Genomic DNA, 15,064 nt, shown 5'->3' on the forward strand with positions numbered 1-15,064 from the left:
TATTTCTCCATGTCTTATTTCAGTACCGCAACCGGCATGTCGCCCAGGTAGACGTATTCGGTCAGCGCGCCATCGGTGCTTTCGGCGATCAGCTTGCCGCTTCCGTCGTAGTGGTAAACCGTGGTCGATATCGGCGTAACTTTCTGCACGCGTTGGCCGAGGGCGTTGATCTTGTAGCTCACCAGACCGATGGCGGTGTTAGCCGACACCATGCGGCCACGTGCGTCATAGTTGAAGGTGGCGCTGCCGTTGTTGGTGATGCTGCCGTTGGCGTCGGTGGCGATGCTGGCGTTCTGGCTGCCAGTGAGCTGCGTCAAGCGGTTGCTGGTGGTGCCGTAGGTGTAGGCGGTTGAGGCAGCGCCATTCGCGTATTGTGTGTGGTTGCCGACGGCGTCGTAGCTGTAGACGAGGCTACGCTGGGCACGCTGTTCGCTGGTGAGACGGTCAAGTTCATCGTAGCCGTACGTGCGATTGTTGGCCGCGTTGCCGCCGTCAGCCACTCCGGTGATACGGCTCGCCGCGTCATAGGCCAAGGTTTGCACCTGGCCATTGAGCGTGTAGCTCGTCATGCGGCCATTGATGTCATAGCTGCGTGAGTAAGTCTGGCCGTTGCCGAACACGAGAGATTGCAGCGGGCCGAAGGCCTGATAAGTTACCTGGCCAACCAGCAGCTGCGGCGCTCCATTCCTGGTACTGCGGATTTCCTTAATGCGGCCCATGTCGTCGCGCACATAGTCGACGCTGCGGCCACTCGGGTACGTGAGACCGGAAAGGCGGCCATACTGGTCGTAGCGGTAGGCGGTGCTGTAAGCCTGGCCGCCGATGGTGCGGGTCTCGCTAACCGTCCGTCCATGTTGGTCATAGCCGTATTGGATGCTTCCGCTGACATCCGTCACTTGGCTTAGTCTGCCCAGCGCATAGGCGCCCTGGTCGTAGACATAGCTAACGCCCGTGCCGTCGCTGAAGCTGGCGGAGGTGACGCGGTTCAGCACATCGTACTGGTACGTTGTAGTCTGGTTCTTTGCATCGGTGCGCGTTTTGATATTGCCGGCATCGTCGTAGGTGTTGACGGTGTTGCCGGTATCGGGACTGCTGGTCTGGATCAAATTGCCCAGGCCGTCAATGGTGTAGACCGTGGCCAGATTGCGGGCATCGGTCACCTTGACAACGCGGTCAAGCCCGTCATAGCCAAATGCAGTGATGCCCGCGCGCGGATCGGTCGATGCGATACGCCGGCCAAACACATCATAGTCATGCGTCGTGATGCGGTTCAGCGGGTCCGTGACCTTGGTGAGCAAGCCGGCGGTGTTGTAGTCGTAACTGGTCGTGGTGTTCTGGACCTGGGCGCTGGCGGCGCAGCACAAAGCGGCGGCAATGGAGAAAATTGTGGCGCTGATCATTGCATTGCTCCGGTTACTTGCTTCAAACGGTTCAACGTATCAAACACGCGGCTGATCCTGCGGGTCAGTTGGCCGTTCGCGTCGTTGCTGTCTTCGCTAATTCGATTGCCGGAAAGGTCGAGGGTGTAGCTGATCTTGTTGCCCTGGCTGTCAGCAATGGAGGTCAATCGGTGGGCGTCGTCGTAACTGTAGGTCGTGGTGGTGCCATCCGGCATGGTGGCGATTTTCAGGTTGCCCACACCGTCATAGGTGTAGCTTGTGAGTTCGCCGCCGGCTGATACCGAGTCCAGCCAGCCACGTGGGCCATAAGAGAAGCTGGTCACCATACCGTTTGGATCGGTAATCTGGCCAACGCGTCCGTTCACATCGTAATTGCCATAGCGCGTGACGTGGCCGGCCGCATTGGTCGTTGTTTCCAGGTTGCCCTGGTTGTCGTAGGTGAGCGTCGTATTGACTCCCGGCCCTGTCTTGGTGAGCAGTTGGCCAGCATTGTTATAGGTGAAGTTCCAGGTTTTGCGCGTACCGTCTGGAATAGCGGAGAAGCCACTTGCTCCATTGGCATCCTTCGTGGCCTGCACCGACTCTGACAGCATGTTGCCGTTGGCGTCATAGGTGTAGCTGGTGATGCGCAGCGGCTCTGCGACCTTGGCGCGCAAGCGCATGGTCGGGTGCCATTCGGTGGTGATGGTGCGGGCAAGCGCGGTTCCGTGGCCTTCAACCCGGCTGGTTTCCAGGTTGCGAGTCAGGTCGTAGGTGAAGGTTTTATTGTTCCCTTGCCAGTCCTTGCTGGTCGATACGTTGTTGTTGGCGTCGTAGGTTCGCTCCTTCATGTCTTGGCAGCCTTCGCATGGCTGGTCGATGGCATCGTTCATTGCTACGCCAAGCGAGAGCTTGAAGCGGTATTTCCGGGTGATGGGTTGCGGCGCCGCGGCGGTGCCTACATACGATGTCGCAGTGACGGTCTTGGTGCCGTCTGCAGCAAAACCGGTGTACGCGAGAGTTACCTTTTCTACGCCACCCGCGTGTTCGGATGAGGTGGCTTGGTTGTAGCAGTTCCAGTTCCAGGTAGCATAGCGCGCGCCATTTTCATCCGTGATGCCGGTCAGGGCATTGGGCAGGTGGCCGTAACCTTCGGCAAAGGCAGTCGCGTTATAGCAATTATTCCCGCCGTTGATCAGGCTCTTCTCGTTGTAATGATATTTTCTTGTCTGGTTCCCCGGGTATGTGACTGCTGTCAAATTCCCTGCCCGGCACGTCTCGGGATGTTTGGTATTGGAAGGGCAGCCGCCGGTGACGCCGTCGTACTCATAAAAGTACGCTTGGCCAGAAGGGTCGATGACTTTGGAGACTCGCTGTTTTTCGTCGTATTCGAATTGCATTTGGCGTCCCCAGTTGTCGGTGACGCAGACGGGGAGCCCTGCAGGAATTGCCGGCCCTGTTTGCACATTCGAGCAGACAGGCGCATCTTCGGGCACACGCGAAATTGCGGTGTCGTTGCTGCCGCCGGTACTGTAGGTGTAGCGCTGCCATGCTCCAATGGCGGACGTGATGGACAGCAAACGGCCATTTGCATCGTATAGCTCGACATCCTGGTTCACTGTGGTGTAATTCCACCTAATCGGCGTAACACCGTCGGTTGCGTACTGGGCGCTAAGGCGCTCGTTGACATCGGCATCTCCAACCCATTGGCTGCCGGCGCGATTGAAGATGTGGAGCTTTCCATCGGGGCGGGTCACCACTGCCGACTGTCCACTTGCGTCAGCTTGCGGGAAGGTGCAGAAAGTGATGCCGTCGGAGCGCGTGTAGCACGCCATCGGCTTCGTGCTGTTGCGCAGCCAGACTTTGCGATCGAGTGCAGAAGTCCAACGACTGCCAAACACACCTTTTGCGTTCACGTCACCGGAGAGCTGCCCACCGTTGTATGTACGGGTCAGTTCGAGCTTGAACCCGGGGTTTGCAGGAGCAAAGTCTGTCTCGATCTGCACCTTATTACCGGTACCCGGCGCAATCGGGTTGCCACACATTGGACATGTCGGACCATTCCCCTTTGGAGAAGATGGCACTGGTTCGCTGACCGGCCTAACGTACTCACACCAATGGTGCTCCACTATGTACGTGAACTGTCCATCAGTGCCGCAGGCTGAGGCATTGAAGTAGACGGAACTTGGACTTCCTTTGCTTCCCACTCGGGAATGATAACCAGTAGCGTAGGTGGTTGGGGCTGAGGGTGGCGTGGAGCCGCAAATTCTCACTGGATCTTGGCCAAGTCTGATGCAAGGCTGTTACATGCAGCGAAGAGCGCCTCGCCAGTCACATAATTGCCATACCACGTTACAGTGTCCCCGTCAGGAGTGACGGGAGCGAAATCGGCATAGGCGTTCGCACTTAGCAGGAAGCCGGCAAGCGAAGCAATTATCCATCGAGTAATCATGAACACTTCCCCAGAAGCAATAACAAAAGATGCAGAAGGGTAACATGTTCAGTTGTGAATATTTCTATCAAATACTCACCGAGACGTGTAACAAAAGATGGTATGCGCGCAGCGATCCCGACGAGCCAGCATTTGGTGACGAGCAAAAAAAATCCCTCGCGGCTCGTGTGTGGTCGGGCGAGGGATACTGAAACCCAGGTGTCAGTTGGGAGGGGAGATGAATCGACGGTTTCAATATAGTCGCCCTGCCCCGGCGTTGCCCTGTCCCTTACAAATTCTTACCTGGCTTACATTTGATCTAGCTCAATACATTCTCAGGGGAAACTCGCAGAATGGAGAGTCTCGCGCTCGGTGGAGACTGAAGATGTTCAAAGCTGTTTATCGGGCTTATCTGCGCTTTTTGCTGAACCGCTATACGCGGGAATTGCAAGTGTTGGCAGCGCAGCGGGCCAATGATGCGTTGGCTGAACAGGTCCTTACGCACGAAGCCGAGCAGGTGCGCGCGCGGCTGCTGATGCTTTAAATCCCCTTTCCATCCATTCGAACAGGCCCTGCGTGAGCAGGGCCAGGACGGCTGCCGGCAGTGCGCCAGCCAGCATCAGGGTGTTGTCGTTCAGGGCCAGGCCGGTGGTGATGCGTTCGCCGTAGCCGCCGGCGCCGATGAAGGCGGCGATAGTGGCGGTGCCGACGCTCATCACGGCTGCGGTTTTCACCCCGGCCAGGATGACTGGGGCGGCCAGCGGGAGTTCGATTTCTTTCAGGCGTTGCGTGGTGCGCAGGCCCAGTGCTTCCGCGGCCTGCTTCAGGCCTTGTGGGACGCCGCTGATGCCAGTACAGGTATTGCGGACAATCGGCAGCAGCGCGTAGACAAACAGCGCACACAGGGCTGGCATGGTGCCGATCGTGCCAAGCAGCGGAATCAGCATGGCCAACAGGGCTAGCGAAGGGATGGTTTGCAGGATACCTGCTGCGGCCATGACTGGTTCGCGCAGCTTCGGACGGTAGGCAGCGAGGATGCCGAGTGGGATGCCGAGGGCGCTCGCCATTGCGACGGACAGCGCGACCAGCAGGATGTGCTGGCGGGTTAGCGGCCAGAAGTCATCCGCAAAAAGCCGTTGCCAGAACGTCGAGGCACGGGAGAGGACGGCTGCGGTGGGCTCGGTAGCGGCGGATTGGCTGGCGGGCGCCATGGCTGAAGCGGAATGGCGCGCGAGCCAGTCGCGGGCGATAGCGCTGAAAGGCTGGCCGCGCAGTTCGGCGGCGGCATTCATGGCGATCATGTCGGCGGCAATGATGCGGCCTTCAAGCGCGCGCAATGCTTGCCAGGCGGCCGGGAAGCGCTGCGCGGCGTCGAGTCGGTATAACAGGACGGCGTCGTAGCGCGGAAAATAGGCGCGGTCGTCTTCCAGCACGCGCAGGCCGTACTGGCTGATCTTGGCGTCGGTGGAGTAGATGTCGATGACGTCGACCTGCTTCTGCGCCAAGGCTTCGTAAGCGATTCCGTGATCGAGGCCGCGCGGTGTAGCGCCGATGGCGTATTGCTTTGCCAGTCCTGGCCAGCCGTCGGCGCGGCCGATGAATTCGTGCGACAAGCCGTAGCGCATTTCGCGCTGTGCGGCCAGCTCGCTCAGTTTGCGCGGGTCGCCGGCTGCGCCGCGTACTGCCAGCGCGTAGGTGTTGTTGAAGCCCAGCGGGACGGCAATGCCCAAGCCTTGCGCGGCCAGTTCGCGCTGCATCTGCTCCAGCGTGGCGGGTTGCGTGTGCTTGAGGATTTCCTGGCTGATGGTGCCCGTGTATTCGGGATAAACGTCGATGCTGCCGGACTTCAGCGCTGCCAGAACGATGGCAGTGTTGCCAAGGCCTTGCTTGTGCTCGACCCGGGCGTGCGGCGCGGCGGTTTGTGCCAGCAGTTCACCGAGGATATAGGACTCGGTGAAGCGCTTGGAGCCGATGCGCAGCGTGTCGTCGGCGCTGGCAGCGGAGGCAAACAAGGTGGCCGCCAGGGCCAGGAAGACAGTGGCGGCGCGGCGCAGCAAGTTCAGGCGCCTGCGGCGGGGGCGACTGCGGGAATGCCGACCACAGGGTCGCGCCAGACGCCGCGATTGACCACGGCGACGCAGGGATTGAATCCGAAGGCGTACGACAAGTCCGCCGGGCGGGCGATCTGCCACAGCGCGAAGTCGGCGCGCTTGCCGACTTCCAGCGTGCCTACCTCGCCATCCAGCCCCAATGCGCGTGCGGCATTGATGGTGCAGCCGGCCAGCGCTTCCAGCGGCGTCAGGCGCCACAGCGTGCACACCATATTCATCGCCAGCAGCAGGGAGGTCATCGGCGACGTGCCGGGATTGTTGTCGGTGGCGACTGCCATCGGCACGCCGGCAGCGCGCAGGGCTGCTACCGGCGGCGGCGTGGTGTCGCGCAGGAAGTAGTAGGCGCCAGGCAGGAGTACGGCCACGGTGCCGGCAGCATCCATGGCAGCGATGCCTTCGGCGGACAGGTGTTCCAAATGGTCGGCAGACAGGCCACCGTAGCGCGCCACCAGTGCCGCACCGCCCTGGTCGGACAATTGTTCGGCGTGCAGTTTGACCGGCAAGCCATGCTCGCGCGCGGCGGCGAAGATGCGTTCAGTTTGCGCGGCGGTAAAGCCAATGCGCTCGCAGAAGGCATCCACCGCGTCGGCCAGACCGTCGGCAACCAGCGTGGGGATCATGCCGATCACCGCGTCGACGTAGTCGTCGGGGCGGTCCTTGAATTCGGGCGGCAGCGCATGGGCGCCGAGGAAGGTGGTGCGCACCGTTACCGGCACAACCTGCTCGACGCGGCGCGCCACGCGCAGCATCTTGGATTCCGAAGCGAGGTCCAGGCCGTAGCCGGACTTGATTTCCAGCGTGGTCACGCCTTCGGCCAGCAGCGCGGCGATACGCGGCAGCGACTGGCGCAGCAGCTCTTCGTCGGAAGCAGCGCGGGTGGCGCGCACGGTGGACATGATGCCGCCGCCGGCACGGGCAATTTCCTCGTAGGTGGCGCCATTCAGCCGCGCTTCGAATTCGTCGCTGCGGTTGCCGGCGTGGACGATGTGGGTGTGGCAGTCGATCAGGCCGGGGGTCAGCCAGCAGCCGCCGGCGTCGTGCTCCAGCTCCGCGCTGCCCGCTGCTGCGGCATCTTCGCGGCGGCCGATCCAGGCGATGCGGCCGTTATCGACCGCGATGGCGGCGTCGCGGATTTCGCCATAGCCCTCGCCCATCATGGTGGCCAGGTGCACGTTGGTGATCAACAGGTCCCACTCTACTGCCATGTTTTACTCTTCGTTCGGGAAAATATCGACAATGAACACGGTGGCGTGGCCCGCTTCCAGCGTCCACACGTCATCCTTGTCCAGCACCACCGCATCATAGCGCACCAGCGAGATGCGCTCACTGGCGCTGGCCAGGTTCAGGCTCTCGCCTTCGGCCAGGAACACTACCGTGGTCGGGCTGCGCCGTTCCAGCGTGGAAAAGTCGCGGATTGTGCGCCGTTCCAGCTGGTGATTGCAGATGGAGCGCCGCGTCATGACGTTGAAATCGGTGGTCGGCGCGCCTTCCACCGTGGCAGTGACGGCATTCTCGCCCGGGAAGGCGATGACCGGCTCGCGTTCGCTCAGCGCTACGCGCCGCTCGTTGCCCACGTCCAGCACCACGCCGCCGCCCTCGACCAGGGTCAGGGTGCGGTCGATGCCGGGAAAGACGGAGAACGGGCCGCTTTGCGCGATGGTGGCCAGCGACAGGCGCCATTCGAACTCGTCGAAGCCGGCGCCAGGCGGCATCACGCACAGTTCCGTGGTGCTGCCGCCGCCGTTCTTCCAAGGCGTGGAGTGCAGGCTTGCATACTGGATGATTTGAGTCATGCTCGTAGCTCGCGCAGTTCGGCCAGCGTCTTTTTGAAGCGCGTGGTGATGGCCGGTTGCGCCACGTGCTCCTGGCCGCGCACCACCCAGTGGCCGCCGACCATCACATCCCTGACTAGATTATCATTTCCGCTGAAAACGAAGCATCCCAATACATCGGCGGCGTCGATTCCGTCGAGATTCGGGTGGTCGTCGTCCAACACTATCAGGTCGGCACGCTTGCCAGCTGCCAGAGCTCCGACCGGGCGTCCGGCCGCCTGCGCTCCGCCCTGCAGGGCAGCTTGCCACAGGAAGTCGCCGACGCGGCGCTCGCTTCCGGAAACCGCAATGTTGCGGCGCTGCTGCACCAGGCGCTGGCCGTATTCGAGCCAGCGCAGTTCTTCCACCGCGCTTTGCGATACATGGCTGTCGCTGCCGACGCCGAAACGTCCGCCCTGCTCCACGAAGCTCTCAAGCGGGAACAGGCCGTCGCCCAGGTTGGCTTCCGTGGTCGGGCACAGGCCCGCCACGGCGCCGCTTTGCGCGATGGCAGTGACTTCGTCCGGCGTCAGGTGGGTGGCATGCACCAGGCACCAGCGCGCATCGACCGGCAGGTTTTCGTAAAGGTATTGCACCGGGCGCTTGCCGGAGAAGTCCAGTGATTGCTGCACCTCGCCCTGCTGCTCGGCGATGTGGATGTGCACCGGACGGGCCTTCGGCAAATGGTCCAGCACTTCGCGGATCTGCGCCACCGAGGCGGCGCGCAGCGAATGCGGCGCCACGCCGACTTCCACCTGCGCGTCGCGCAGCGGTTCCAGCTCGCCAATGATCTTCAGCACGTCGCGCGCATCGGTGCGGAAGCGCGCCTGCTCCGGCTTCAAAGGCTGTTCGCCGAAGCCTGCGTAGGAATACAGCACCGGCAGCATGGTGATGCCGATGCCGGCCTGGCGCGCGGCGGAGATCACGCGCTGCGCCGTTTCCGACGCATGCGGATACATGCTGCCGTCCGGCGCGCGCTGCACGTAGTGGAATTCGCACATCGAGGTGTAGCCGTGGCGCAGGCACTCGGAGTACAACTGGGCCGCGATGGCCTCCATCTGTTCCGGCGTGATATTGCGCGCGAAGCGGTACATCAGGTCGCGCCAGGTCCAGAAGCTGTCCTTCGAATCGCCGGCGATTTCGGTCAGACCGCCCAGCGCGCGCTGGAAGGCGTGCGAGTGCAGGTTGACCATGCCCGGCATGACCAGGCGTGCACTCGGGATGCCCGGCGCCGCCACGGCATCGGCCTGCACGGCGGTGAAGTTGCCGCGATCATCCCATTGCAGCAGGACGTTCTTGCGCCAGCCGTCGGCCAGCAGTGCGTGGTGCGCGAACAGGGCTTTCATTTGCGCACCCATTCTGCGGCGGTTTGCACCAGCTGGCGCAGCAGCGGCTGGACTTCGGCGGCCCGGTCGGCGCGGTAGCCGAACGGCGCCGCTTCGTCCATATAGGTGGATTGGCACATTTCCAGCTGGATCGCGTGCACGCCCTGCTCCGGCTTGCCGTAGAAACGCGTGATATGGCCGCCTTTGAAGCGGCCGTTGACGGCCACGGTGAAGCGCTCGTCGCTGCGCGCAACGCCGGCGATAGCGTCGGTCATGGCCTGGTCGCAGCTGGCGCCGTCGGCGGTGCCGAAGTTCAGGTCGGGCAGCTTGCCTTCGAAGAAGCGCGGCACGACAGAGGCGATGGAGTGGGCATCCCACAGCACCACTTTGCCGTGGATCGACAGCAGGCGGTCAAGCTCCGCGCGCAACTGGGTATGGTAAGGCTGCCAGTAATCCGCCAGGCGGCGCTCGACCTCGGCCTGCGAAGGCTGCTTGCCTTCCAGGTACAGCGGCTCGCGGTGGAAGGTATCGACCGGACACAGGCCGGTGGTATCCTGGCCGGGATACAGGTTGGTGTTTTCAGGCGGACGATTCAGGTCGATCACATAGCGCGACCAGCGTGCCGACAGCGTGGACGCGCCCAGCGCGCCCAGGAAGTCGTACAGCTGCACCAGGTGCCAGTCGGTATCGGCCTTTTCGGTCGCCGCCGGCGTCATCGCAGCAGCGATATCGCCGGGGATGTCGGTGCCCACATGGGGCATCGACACCAGCAAGGGAATACTGCCTGCTTGGAAGCGGTAATCCATGAAACCTCCTTACGGATGCAGGGCGCTGAACAGGCTCTTGCAAGTGGCGCTCAGGTCGCCGTTCACCACCATCTGCCTGGCTGCCTCGATGTCCGGCGCGAAGAAGCGGTCGGCGTCGAAGAATGGTACCTTGGAACGCAGCAGGGCGTGTACATGTTCCAGTTGCGCCGAGGTTTTCAGCGGACGGTGGAAGTCGATGCCCTGCGCCGCGGCCAGCAGTTCGATGCCGAGGATAACAGCCGTATTTTGCGCCATGTCGTGCAGGCGGCGCGCGCCGTAGGTGGCCATCGACACGTGGTCTTCCTGGTTGGCGGAAGTCGGGATGGTGTCCACGGACGCCGGATGCGCGATCGATTTGTTTTCCGACGCCAGTGCGGCGGCGGTGACGTGGGCGATCATGAAGCCGGAATTCACGCCCGGGTCGCGCACCAGGAATGGCGGCAGGCCGGACAGGGTGGCATCGATCAGCAGCGAGATGCGGCGCTCGGAAATCGAGCCGATTTCTGCAATGGCCAGCGCCAGCGTGTCGGCGGCGAAGGCCACCGGTTCGGCGTGGAAGTTGCCGCCCGAGACCACCACCGGGCCGTCGTCGTTCTGGAAAATCAGCGGGTTGTCGGTGACGGCATTGGCTTCGATCAGCAAGGTGCGGCCGGCGTTGGCGATGATGTCCCAGCAGGCGCCCATCACTTGCGGCTGGCAGCGCAGGCAGTACGGGTCCTGCACGCGCTCGTCGCCTACCAGGTGCGAAGCGCGGATCGCGCTGCCGCTCACCAGTTCGCGGTAGATGCCAGCGGCGGCGATCTGGCCTGGCTGGCCGCGCACCTCGTGGATGCGGGCGTCGAACGGGGAATCGGAGCCTTTGGCGGCGTCCAGCGACATGGAGCCGGTCACCATGCCGGCTTCCAGCAGGCGTTCGGCCATGAACAGGCCGTGCAGGCACAGGGCGGTGGAAGCCTGGGTGCCGTTGATCAGGGCCAGGCCTTCCTTGGCGGCCAGCACCACCGGGGCGATGCCGGCGGCTTTCAGCGCGTCGGCTGCCTGTACCAGTTCGCCTTTCACGCGCACGTCGCCCACGCCCAGGATGGCCAGGGTCATGTGCGACAGCGGGGCCAGGTCGCCGGAGGCGCCAACCGAACCCTTGGCCGGGATGGCGGGCATGATGCCCTTGTTGTACAGGGCGACCAGGGTATCGATCACGATCGGGCGGATGCCGGAGAAGCCGCGCGACAGGCTGCTGATCTTGGTCAGCATCAGGAGGCGCACGACTTCGTCGGACATCAGCTCGCCGGTGCCCACCGAGTGCGACAGGATCAGGTTGCGCTGCAGCTGTTCCAGCTTGTCGTCCGGGATGCGGGTCTTGGCCAGCAGGCCGAAACCGGTGTTGATGCCGTAGGCGGCGTCGCCCTTGGCGACGATGTCCTGCACGGCTTTGCAGGATGCCTCGATGGCGGTGTAGGCTTCCTTGGCCAGGGCGATCGGGGTGTGGGTGCTCCACACGGCGCGCAGGTCGGCCAGGGTCAGTTTGCCGGGGGTGAGGGTGAGTTGGGTCATTTTTGTGTCTCGTGTTCGTTTGCTTTTAAACCGGTAAGGCAGGGTCTGGCCCAAGGGTCAGACCCGGTCGGCGGCGGTCGCGGGTCGGGTCCGACCCTTGGGTCGGACCCAGGTTTACCGGTTTTACTTGATCATTGGCAGATTCAGTTTATTACGCTTGGCGCATTCGATGGCGGCCTCGTAGCCGGCGTCGGCGTGGCGCATCACGCCCGAACCGCAGTCGTTGACCAGCACGCGGCCCAGGCGCTTGGCGGCGGCTTCGGTGCCGTCGGCCACAATCACCACGCCGGAGTGCTGCGAGTAACCCATGCCCACGCCGCCGCCATGGTGCAGCGAGACCCAGGTCGCGCCGCCGGCGGTGTTCAGCATGGCGTTCAGGAGCGGCCAGTCGGACACCGCATCGGTGCCGTCGCGCATGCCTTCGGTTTCGCGGTTGGGCGATGCGACCGAGCCGGTATCCAGGTGGTCGCGGCCGATCACGATCGGCGCCTTCAGCTCGCCGTTCCTGACCATTTCATTGAAGGCCAGGCCGGCGATGTGGCGCTCGCCCAGGCCCAGCCAGCAGATGCGCGCCGGCAGGCCCTGGAAGGCGATGCGCTCGCGCGCCATGTCCAGCCAGCGGTGCACGTTGGCGTGGTGCGGGAATAGTTCCTTGATCTTGGCGTCGGTCTTGTAGATGTCTTCCGGGTCGCCGGACAGGGCCACCCAGCGGAACGGACCGCGCCCTTCGCAGAACTGCGGGCGGATATAGGCCGGCACGAAGCCCGGGAAGTCGAAGGCGTTCTTGACGCCCTTGTCCAGCGCCACCTGGCGGATATTGTTGCCGTAATCGACCACCTTGGCGCCCAGGGCCTGGAAGTCCAGCATGGCCTGCACGTGCACGGCGCAGGAAGCGGCGGCGGCATCGACCAGGCGCGCGTGCTGCGCGGCGTCGGCCTGGGCCGTTTTCCACTGCTCCACGCTCCAGCCCTGCGGCAGGTAGCCGTTGACCAGGTCGTGCGCCGAGGTCTGGTCGGTCACCAGGTCTGGCACCAGGCCGCCGGCCTTGGCGCGGCGCACCAGTTCCGGCAGCACGTCGGCCGCATTGCCCAGCAGGCCGATCGAAATGGCATCGCCATTGGCCGTGTGCAGCTTGATCATGTCCAGCGCTTCATCGATGCTGGCGGCCTGCTTGTCCAGGTAGCGGGTGCGCAGGCGGAAATCGATCGACGACTGCTGGCATTCGATGTTCAGCGAGACGGCGCCGGCAAAGGTGGCCGCCAGCGGCTGCGCGCCGCCCATGCCGCCCAGGCCGGCGGTCAGCACCCAGCGCCCTTTCAGGTCGCCGCCGAAATGCTGGCGGCCCGCCTCGGCGAAGGTTTCGTAGGTGCCCTGCACGATGCCCTGGGTGCCGATATAGATCCAGGAACCGGCCGTCATCTGGCCGTACATGAACAGGCCCTGGCGGTCCAGTTCATTGAAGTGCTCCCAGTTGGCCCATTTCGGCACCAGGTTGGAGTTGGCCAGCAAGACGCGCGGCGCGTCTTCGTGGGTCTGGAACACGCCGACCGGCTTGCCGGACTGGATCAGGAGGGTTTCATTGGCTTCCAGTTTTTTCAGCGAGGCGAGGATCTGGTCGAAGCACTCCCAATTGCGGGCCGCGCGGCCGATGCCGCCGTACACCACCAGGTGTTTCGGATTTTCCGCTACTTCCTTGTCCAGGTTGTTCTGGAGCATGCGGTAGGCCGCTTCGGCGCCCCAGGTCTTGCAGACCATTTCCGGGCCGCGCGGGGCGCGGATATCGCGGGTGGCATCGTAGCGGGGATCGTTGGCAAGGCTGGAAGACATGGCGGCTCCTTGAATGGTTGATCCTGCCACTCTAGGTTGTCTATACAAGTTAGTCAACTGAATTATGCAGCCTGCCGAACATCGGGTTCAGCTTCGTGGTGCTCGGCGCTGGGCGCCGCCGCCTCCTTATTTGCGGAACACCTGCCTGCCGCCGACCCAGGTTTCCAGCACGCCGATCTTGCCAATCTCGCCGGCCGGGACCTGGAACAGGTCGCGGTCGGTGATGATGAAGTCGGCCCATTTGCCCTTCTCCAGCGAGCCGACCGACTGCTCCTGGTGCGCCGCCCAGGCCGCGTCCAGCGTAAAGCAGCGGAAAGCTTCGACCAGCGTCATGGCCTGTTCCTTGTGCCAGCCGCCGCTCGGCGCATCCTGCATGTCCTGCCGCGTCACGGCAGCATGGATGCCCTGCAGCGGATTGGGCGACTCGATCGGGAAATCGGAACCGCAGGCGATGCGGCTGCCCTGCTGCAGGAAAGTATGCCAGGCGTAAGCTCCTTTGATGCGCTCAAGGCCGACACGCTGCTCCGCCATGTTCTGGTCGGAAGTGGCGTGGGTCGGCTGCATCGACGGCACGATGGCCAGTTGCCTGAAGCGCGGGATATCGCTTAGCTGCACCACCTGCGCATGCTCGATGCGGTGCCGCCTGGCAGCCAGCGGGTACTGCTTGCCGAGCTGCTCGAAACTGTCGAGTATCTGCTTGTTGCCGGCGTCGCCGATCGCGTGCACATTGACCTGGTAGCCGGCCTGCATGGCCTTTTCCATCTTGGCGCGGATGGCCGCGTCGCTGTTGAACAGCAGGCCGCGCGTGTGCGGCGCGTCGCTGTAGGGATGGACCAGGGCGGCGCCGCGGCTGCCCAGCGCTCCGTCGGAATACAGCTTGACCGCAGCCAGCGCGTAATGGCCGCCGGCGTAGGACCGCAGCGGCCCATTCTTCGACAGCTGCTCGAAGTCGGCGCCGACGTCGCCGATCATGGCGTAGACGCGGGTCGACAGCTTGCCACGGTCGGCGTATTCGCGGAACAGGCGGTCGGCGCCGGCGTCGATGCCGGCATCGTGCACGCTGGTCAGGCCCATGCTGGACAGGATGCCGAGCGCGCCATCGAGCATGGCGCGCGCTTCGGTCTCGGTCGGTTTCGGCAGCACCTTGTAGACGTATTCCATGGCCGTATCGACCAGGATGCCGGTGGCGTTGCCATTGGCGTCGCGTTCGATCTTGCCGCCTTCCGGATCCCTGGTGTCCCGGCCGATGCCGGCCGCTTCCAGCGCCTTGCTGTTGACCCACATGGCGTGGCCGTCGATGCGCTCCATGGCTGCTGGACGGTCGCCCACCACGGCATCGAGTTCGGCCACATTCGGGAAGCGGCCCAGCTTCCAGGTCTCCTGGTTCCAGCCCTTGCCGATCACCCATTTGCGCTGCAGGTTGGCTTGCGCGAATTGGGCGACCGCAGCTTGCGCGGCTTGCAGCGAGGTGGGGCTGTACAAGTCGGCACTGGTGGCCACTTCGCCCAGGCCGAACACATGGCCGTGGGCGTCGATCAGGCCTGGCAGCACGGTCTTGCCCTGCACGTCGATGCGCTTGAAACCTTTGGCCCTGGCTGCCACCTCGCGCGCGCTGCCGACAGCGACCAGCTTGCCGCTGTCGTCGAAGGCCAGCGCCTGGAACTGCACCAGCCTGCCCCTGGCGTTCAGCGTGTAGCCGTTGGCGTTGTCGATCATGGTGCCGGCGTTGGCGGCGCCGGCGATCGCCAGTGCGGCGGCGGCGAACAGGGTGCGGCGGAAGTGCATGGGCAAGTCCTTTCGAATTTGAAAGCAAGAATTTTTCA

The 15,064-nt window shown here is 63.5% G+C and carries 11 protein-coding genes; 1 reads left to right on the forward strand and 10 read right to left on the reverse strand.

Annotated features, from left to right (window positions below):
* Positions 1-14 precede the first annotated feature (14 nt).
* Together ASD07_RS18415 and ASD07_RS18420 are read right to left on the reverse strand one after the other, a co-directional pair.
* Positions 15-1,400 (reverse strand): RHS repeat protein, encoded by a 1,386-nt coding sequence (locus ASD07_RS18415; RefSeq protein ID WP_055933718.1) that lies wholly within the window; start codon positions 1,398-1,400, stop codon positions 15-17.
* The gene (locus ASD07_RS18420) at positions 1,397-3,424 is read right to left on the reverse strand and encodes a DUF6531 domain-containing protein (protein ID WP_055933720.1); all 2,028 of its coding nucleotides are present in this window, start codon (positions 3,422-3,424) and stop codon (positions 1,397-1,399) included. The genes ASD07_RS18415 and ASD07_RS18420 overlap by 4 nt, the downstream gene beginning before the upstream one ends.
* A gap of 771 nt (positions 3,425-4,195) precedes the next feature.
* Here ASD07_RS18420 and ASD07_RS31460 point away from each other — a divergent pair.
* A complete protein-coding gene (locus ASD07_RS31460) occupies positions 4,196-4,354 on the forward strand; it encodes a hypothetical protein (protein WP_200953821.1) in 159 nt (52 codons plus the stop codon).
* Here the strand turns inward: ASD07_RS31460 and ASD07_RS18425 are convergent.
* The 8 genes from ASD07_RS18425 to ASD07_RS18460 form a co-directional block, all read right to left on the reverse strand.
* Positions 4,308-5,867 (reverse strand): glycine betaine ABC transporter substrate-binding protein, encoded by a 1,560-nt coding sequence (locus ASD07_RS18425; protein ID WP_229207205.1) that lies wholly within the window; start codon positions 5,865-5,867, stop codon positions 4,308-4,310. The genes ASD07_RS31460 and ASD07_RS18425 overlap by 47 nt on opposite strands.
* A 2-nt stretch (positions 5,868-5,869) precedes the next feature.
* A complete protein-coding gene (gene hutI / locus ASD07_RS18430; protein WP_055933722.1) occupies positions 5,870-7,126 on the reverse strand; it encodes an imidazolonepropionase in 1,257 nt (418 codons plus the stop codon).
* Positions 7,127-7,129: 3 nt separating this feature from the next.
* Positions 7,130-7,714 carry a HutD family protein gene (locus ASD07_RS18435; protein WP_055933724.1) on the reverse strand — a complete coding sequence of 195 codons (585 nt, stop codon included), beginning with the start codon at positions 7,712-7,714 and terminating at the stop codon, positions 7,130-7,132.
* The gene (locus tag ASD07_RS18440) at positions 7,711-9,078 is read right to left on the reverse strand and encodes a formimidoylglutamate deiminase (RefSeq protein WP_055933726.1); all 1,368 of its coding nucleotides are present in this window, start codon (positions 9,076-9,078) and stop codon (positions 7,711-7,713) included. The genes ASD07_RS18435 and ASD07_RS18440 overlap by 4 nt, the downstream gene beginning before the upstream one ends.
* A complete protein-coding gene (hutG, locus tag ASD07_RS18445) occupies positions 9,075-9,863 on the reverse strand; it encodes an N-formylglutamate deformylase (protein ID WP_055933728.1) in 789 nt (262 codons plus the stop codon). The genes ASD07_RS18440 and hutG overlap by 4 nt, the downstream gene beginning before the upstream one ends.
* Positions 9,864-9,872: 9 nt before the next feature.
* Positions 9,873-11,414 (reverse strand): histidine ammonia-lyase, encoded by a 1,542-nt coding sequence (gene hutH / locus ASD07_RS18450; protein WP_055933729.1) that lies wholly within the window; start codon positions 11,412-11,414, stop codon positions 9,873-9,875.
* A gap of 123 nt (positions 11,415-11,537) precedes the next feature.
* Positions 11,538-13,241 carry a urocanate hydratase gene (gene hutU / locus ASD07_RS18455; RefSeq protein ID WP_055933731.1) on the reverse strand — a complete coding sequence of 568 codons (1,704 nt, stop codon included), beginning with the start codon at positions 13,239-13,241 and terminating at the stop codon, positions 11,538-11,540.
* 126 nt (positions 13,242-13,367) lie between these two features.
* Complete coding sequence (locus ASD07_RS18460) at positions 13,368-15,026, reverse strand: amidohydrolase (protein ID WP_055933732.1); 1,659 nt, start codon at positions 15,024-15,026, stop codon at positions 13,368-13,370.
* Positions 15,027-15,064 lie beyond the last annotated feature (38 nt).

Origin of the sequence: Duganella sp. Root336D2, from assembly GCF_001425005.1 — a bacterium.
Lineage (GTDB): Bacteria > Pseudomonadota > Gammaproteobacteria > Burkholderiales > Burkholderiaceae_D > Rugamonas.

Excerpts from the sequence above, each read along its gene's own strand:
- ASD07_RS18415 (WP_055933718.1), bottom strand. The coding sequence starts at position 1,400 with ATGATCAGCGCCACAATTTTCTCCATTGCCGCCGCTTTGTGCTGCGCC.
- ASD07_RS18420 (WP_055933720.1), bottom strand. The coding sequence starts at position 3,424 with ATGTGTGGCAACCCGATTGCGCCGGGTACCGGTAATAAGGTGCAGATC.
- ASD07_RS31460 (WP_200953821.1), top strand. The coding sequence starts at position 4,196 with ATGTTCAAAGCTGTTTATCGGGCTTATCTGCGCTTTTTGCTGAACCGC.
- hutI (WP_055933722.1), bottom strand. The coding sequence starts at position 7,126 with ATGGCAGTAGAGTGGGACCTGTTGATCACCAACGTGCACCTGGCCACC.
- ASD07_RS18435 (WP_055933724.1), bottom strand. The coding sequence starts at position 7,714 with ATGACTCAAATCATCCAGTATGCAAGCCTGCACTCCACGCCTTGGAAG.
- ASD07_RS18440 (WP_055933726.1), bottom strand. The coding sequence starts at position 9,078 with ATGAAAGCCCTGTTCGCGCACCACGCACTGCTGGCCGACGGCTGGCGC.
- hutG (WP_055933728.1), bottom strand. The coding sequence starts at position 9,863 with ATGGATTACCGCTTCCAAGCAGGCAGTATTCCCTTGCTGGTGTCGATG.
- hutH (WP_055933729.1), bottom strand. The coding sequence starts at position 11,414 with ATGACCCAACTCACCCTCACCCCCGGCAAACTGACCCTGGCCGACCTG.
- hutU (WP_055933731.1), bottom strand. The coding sequence starts at position 13,241 with ATGTCTTCCAGCCTTGCCAACGATCCCCGCTACGATGCCACCCGCGAT.
- ASD07_RS18460 (WP_055933732.1), bottom strand. The coding sequence starts at position 15,026 with ATGCACTTCCGCCGCACCCTGTTCGCCGCCGCCGCACTGGCGATCGCC.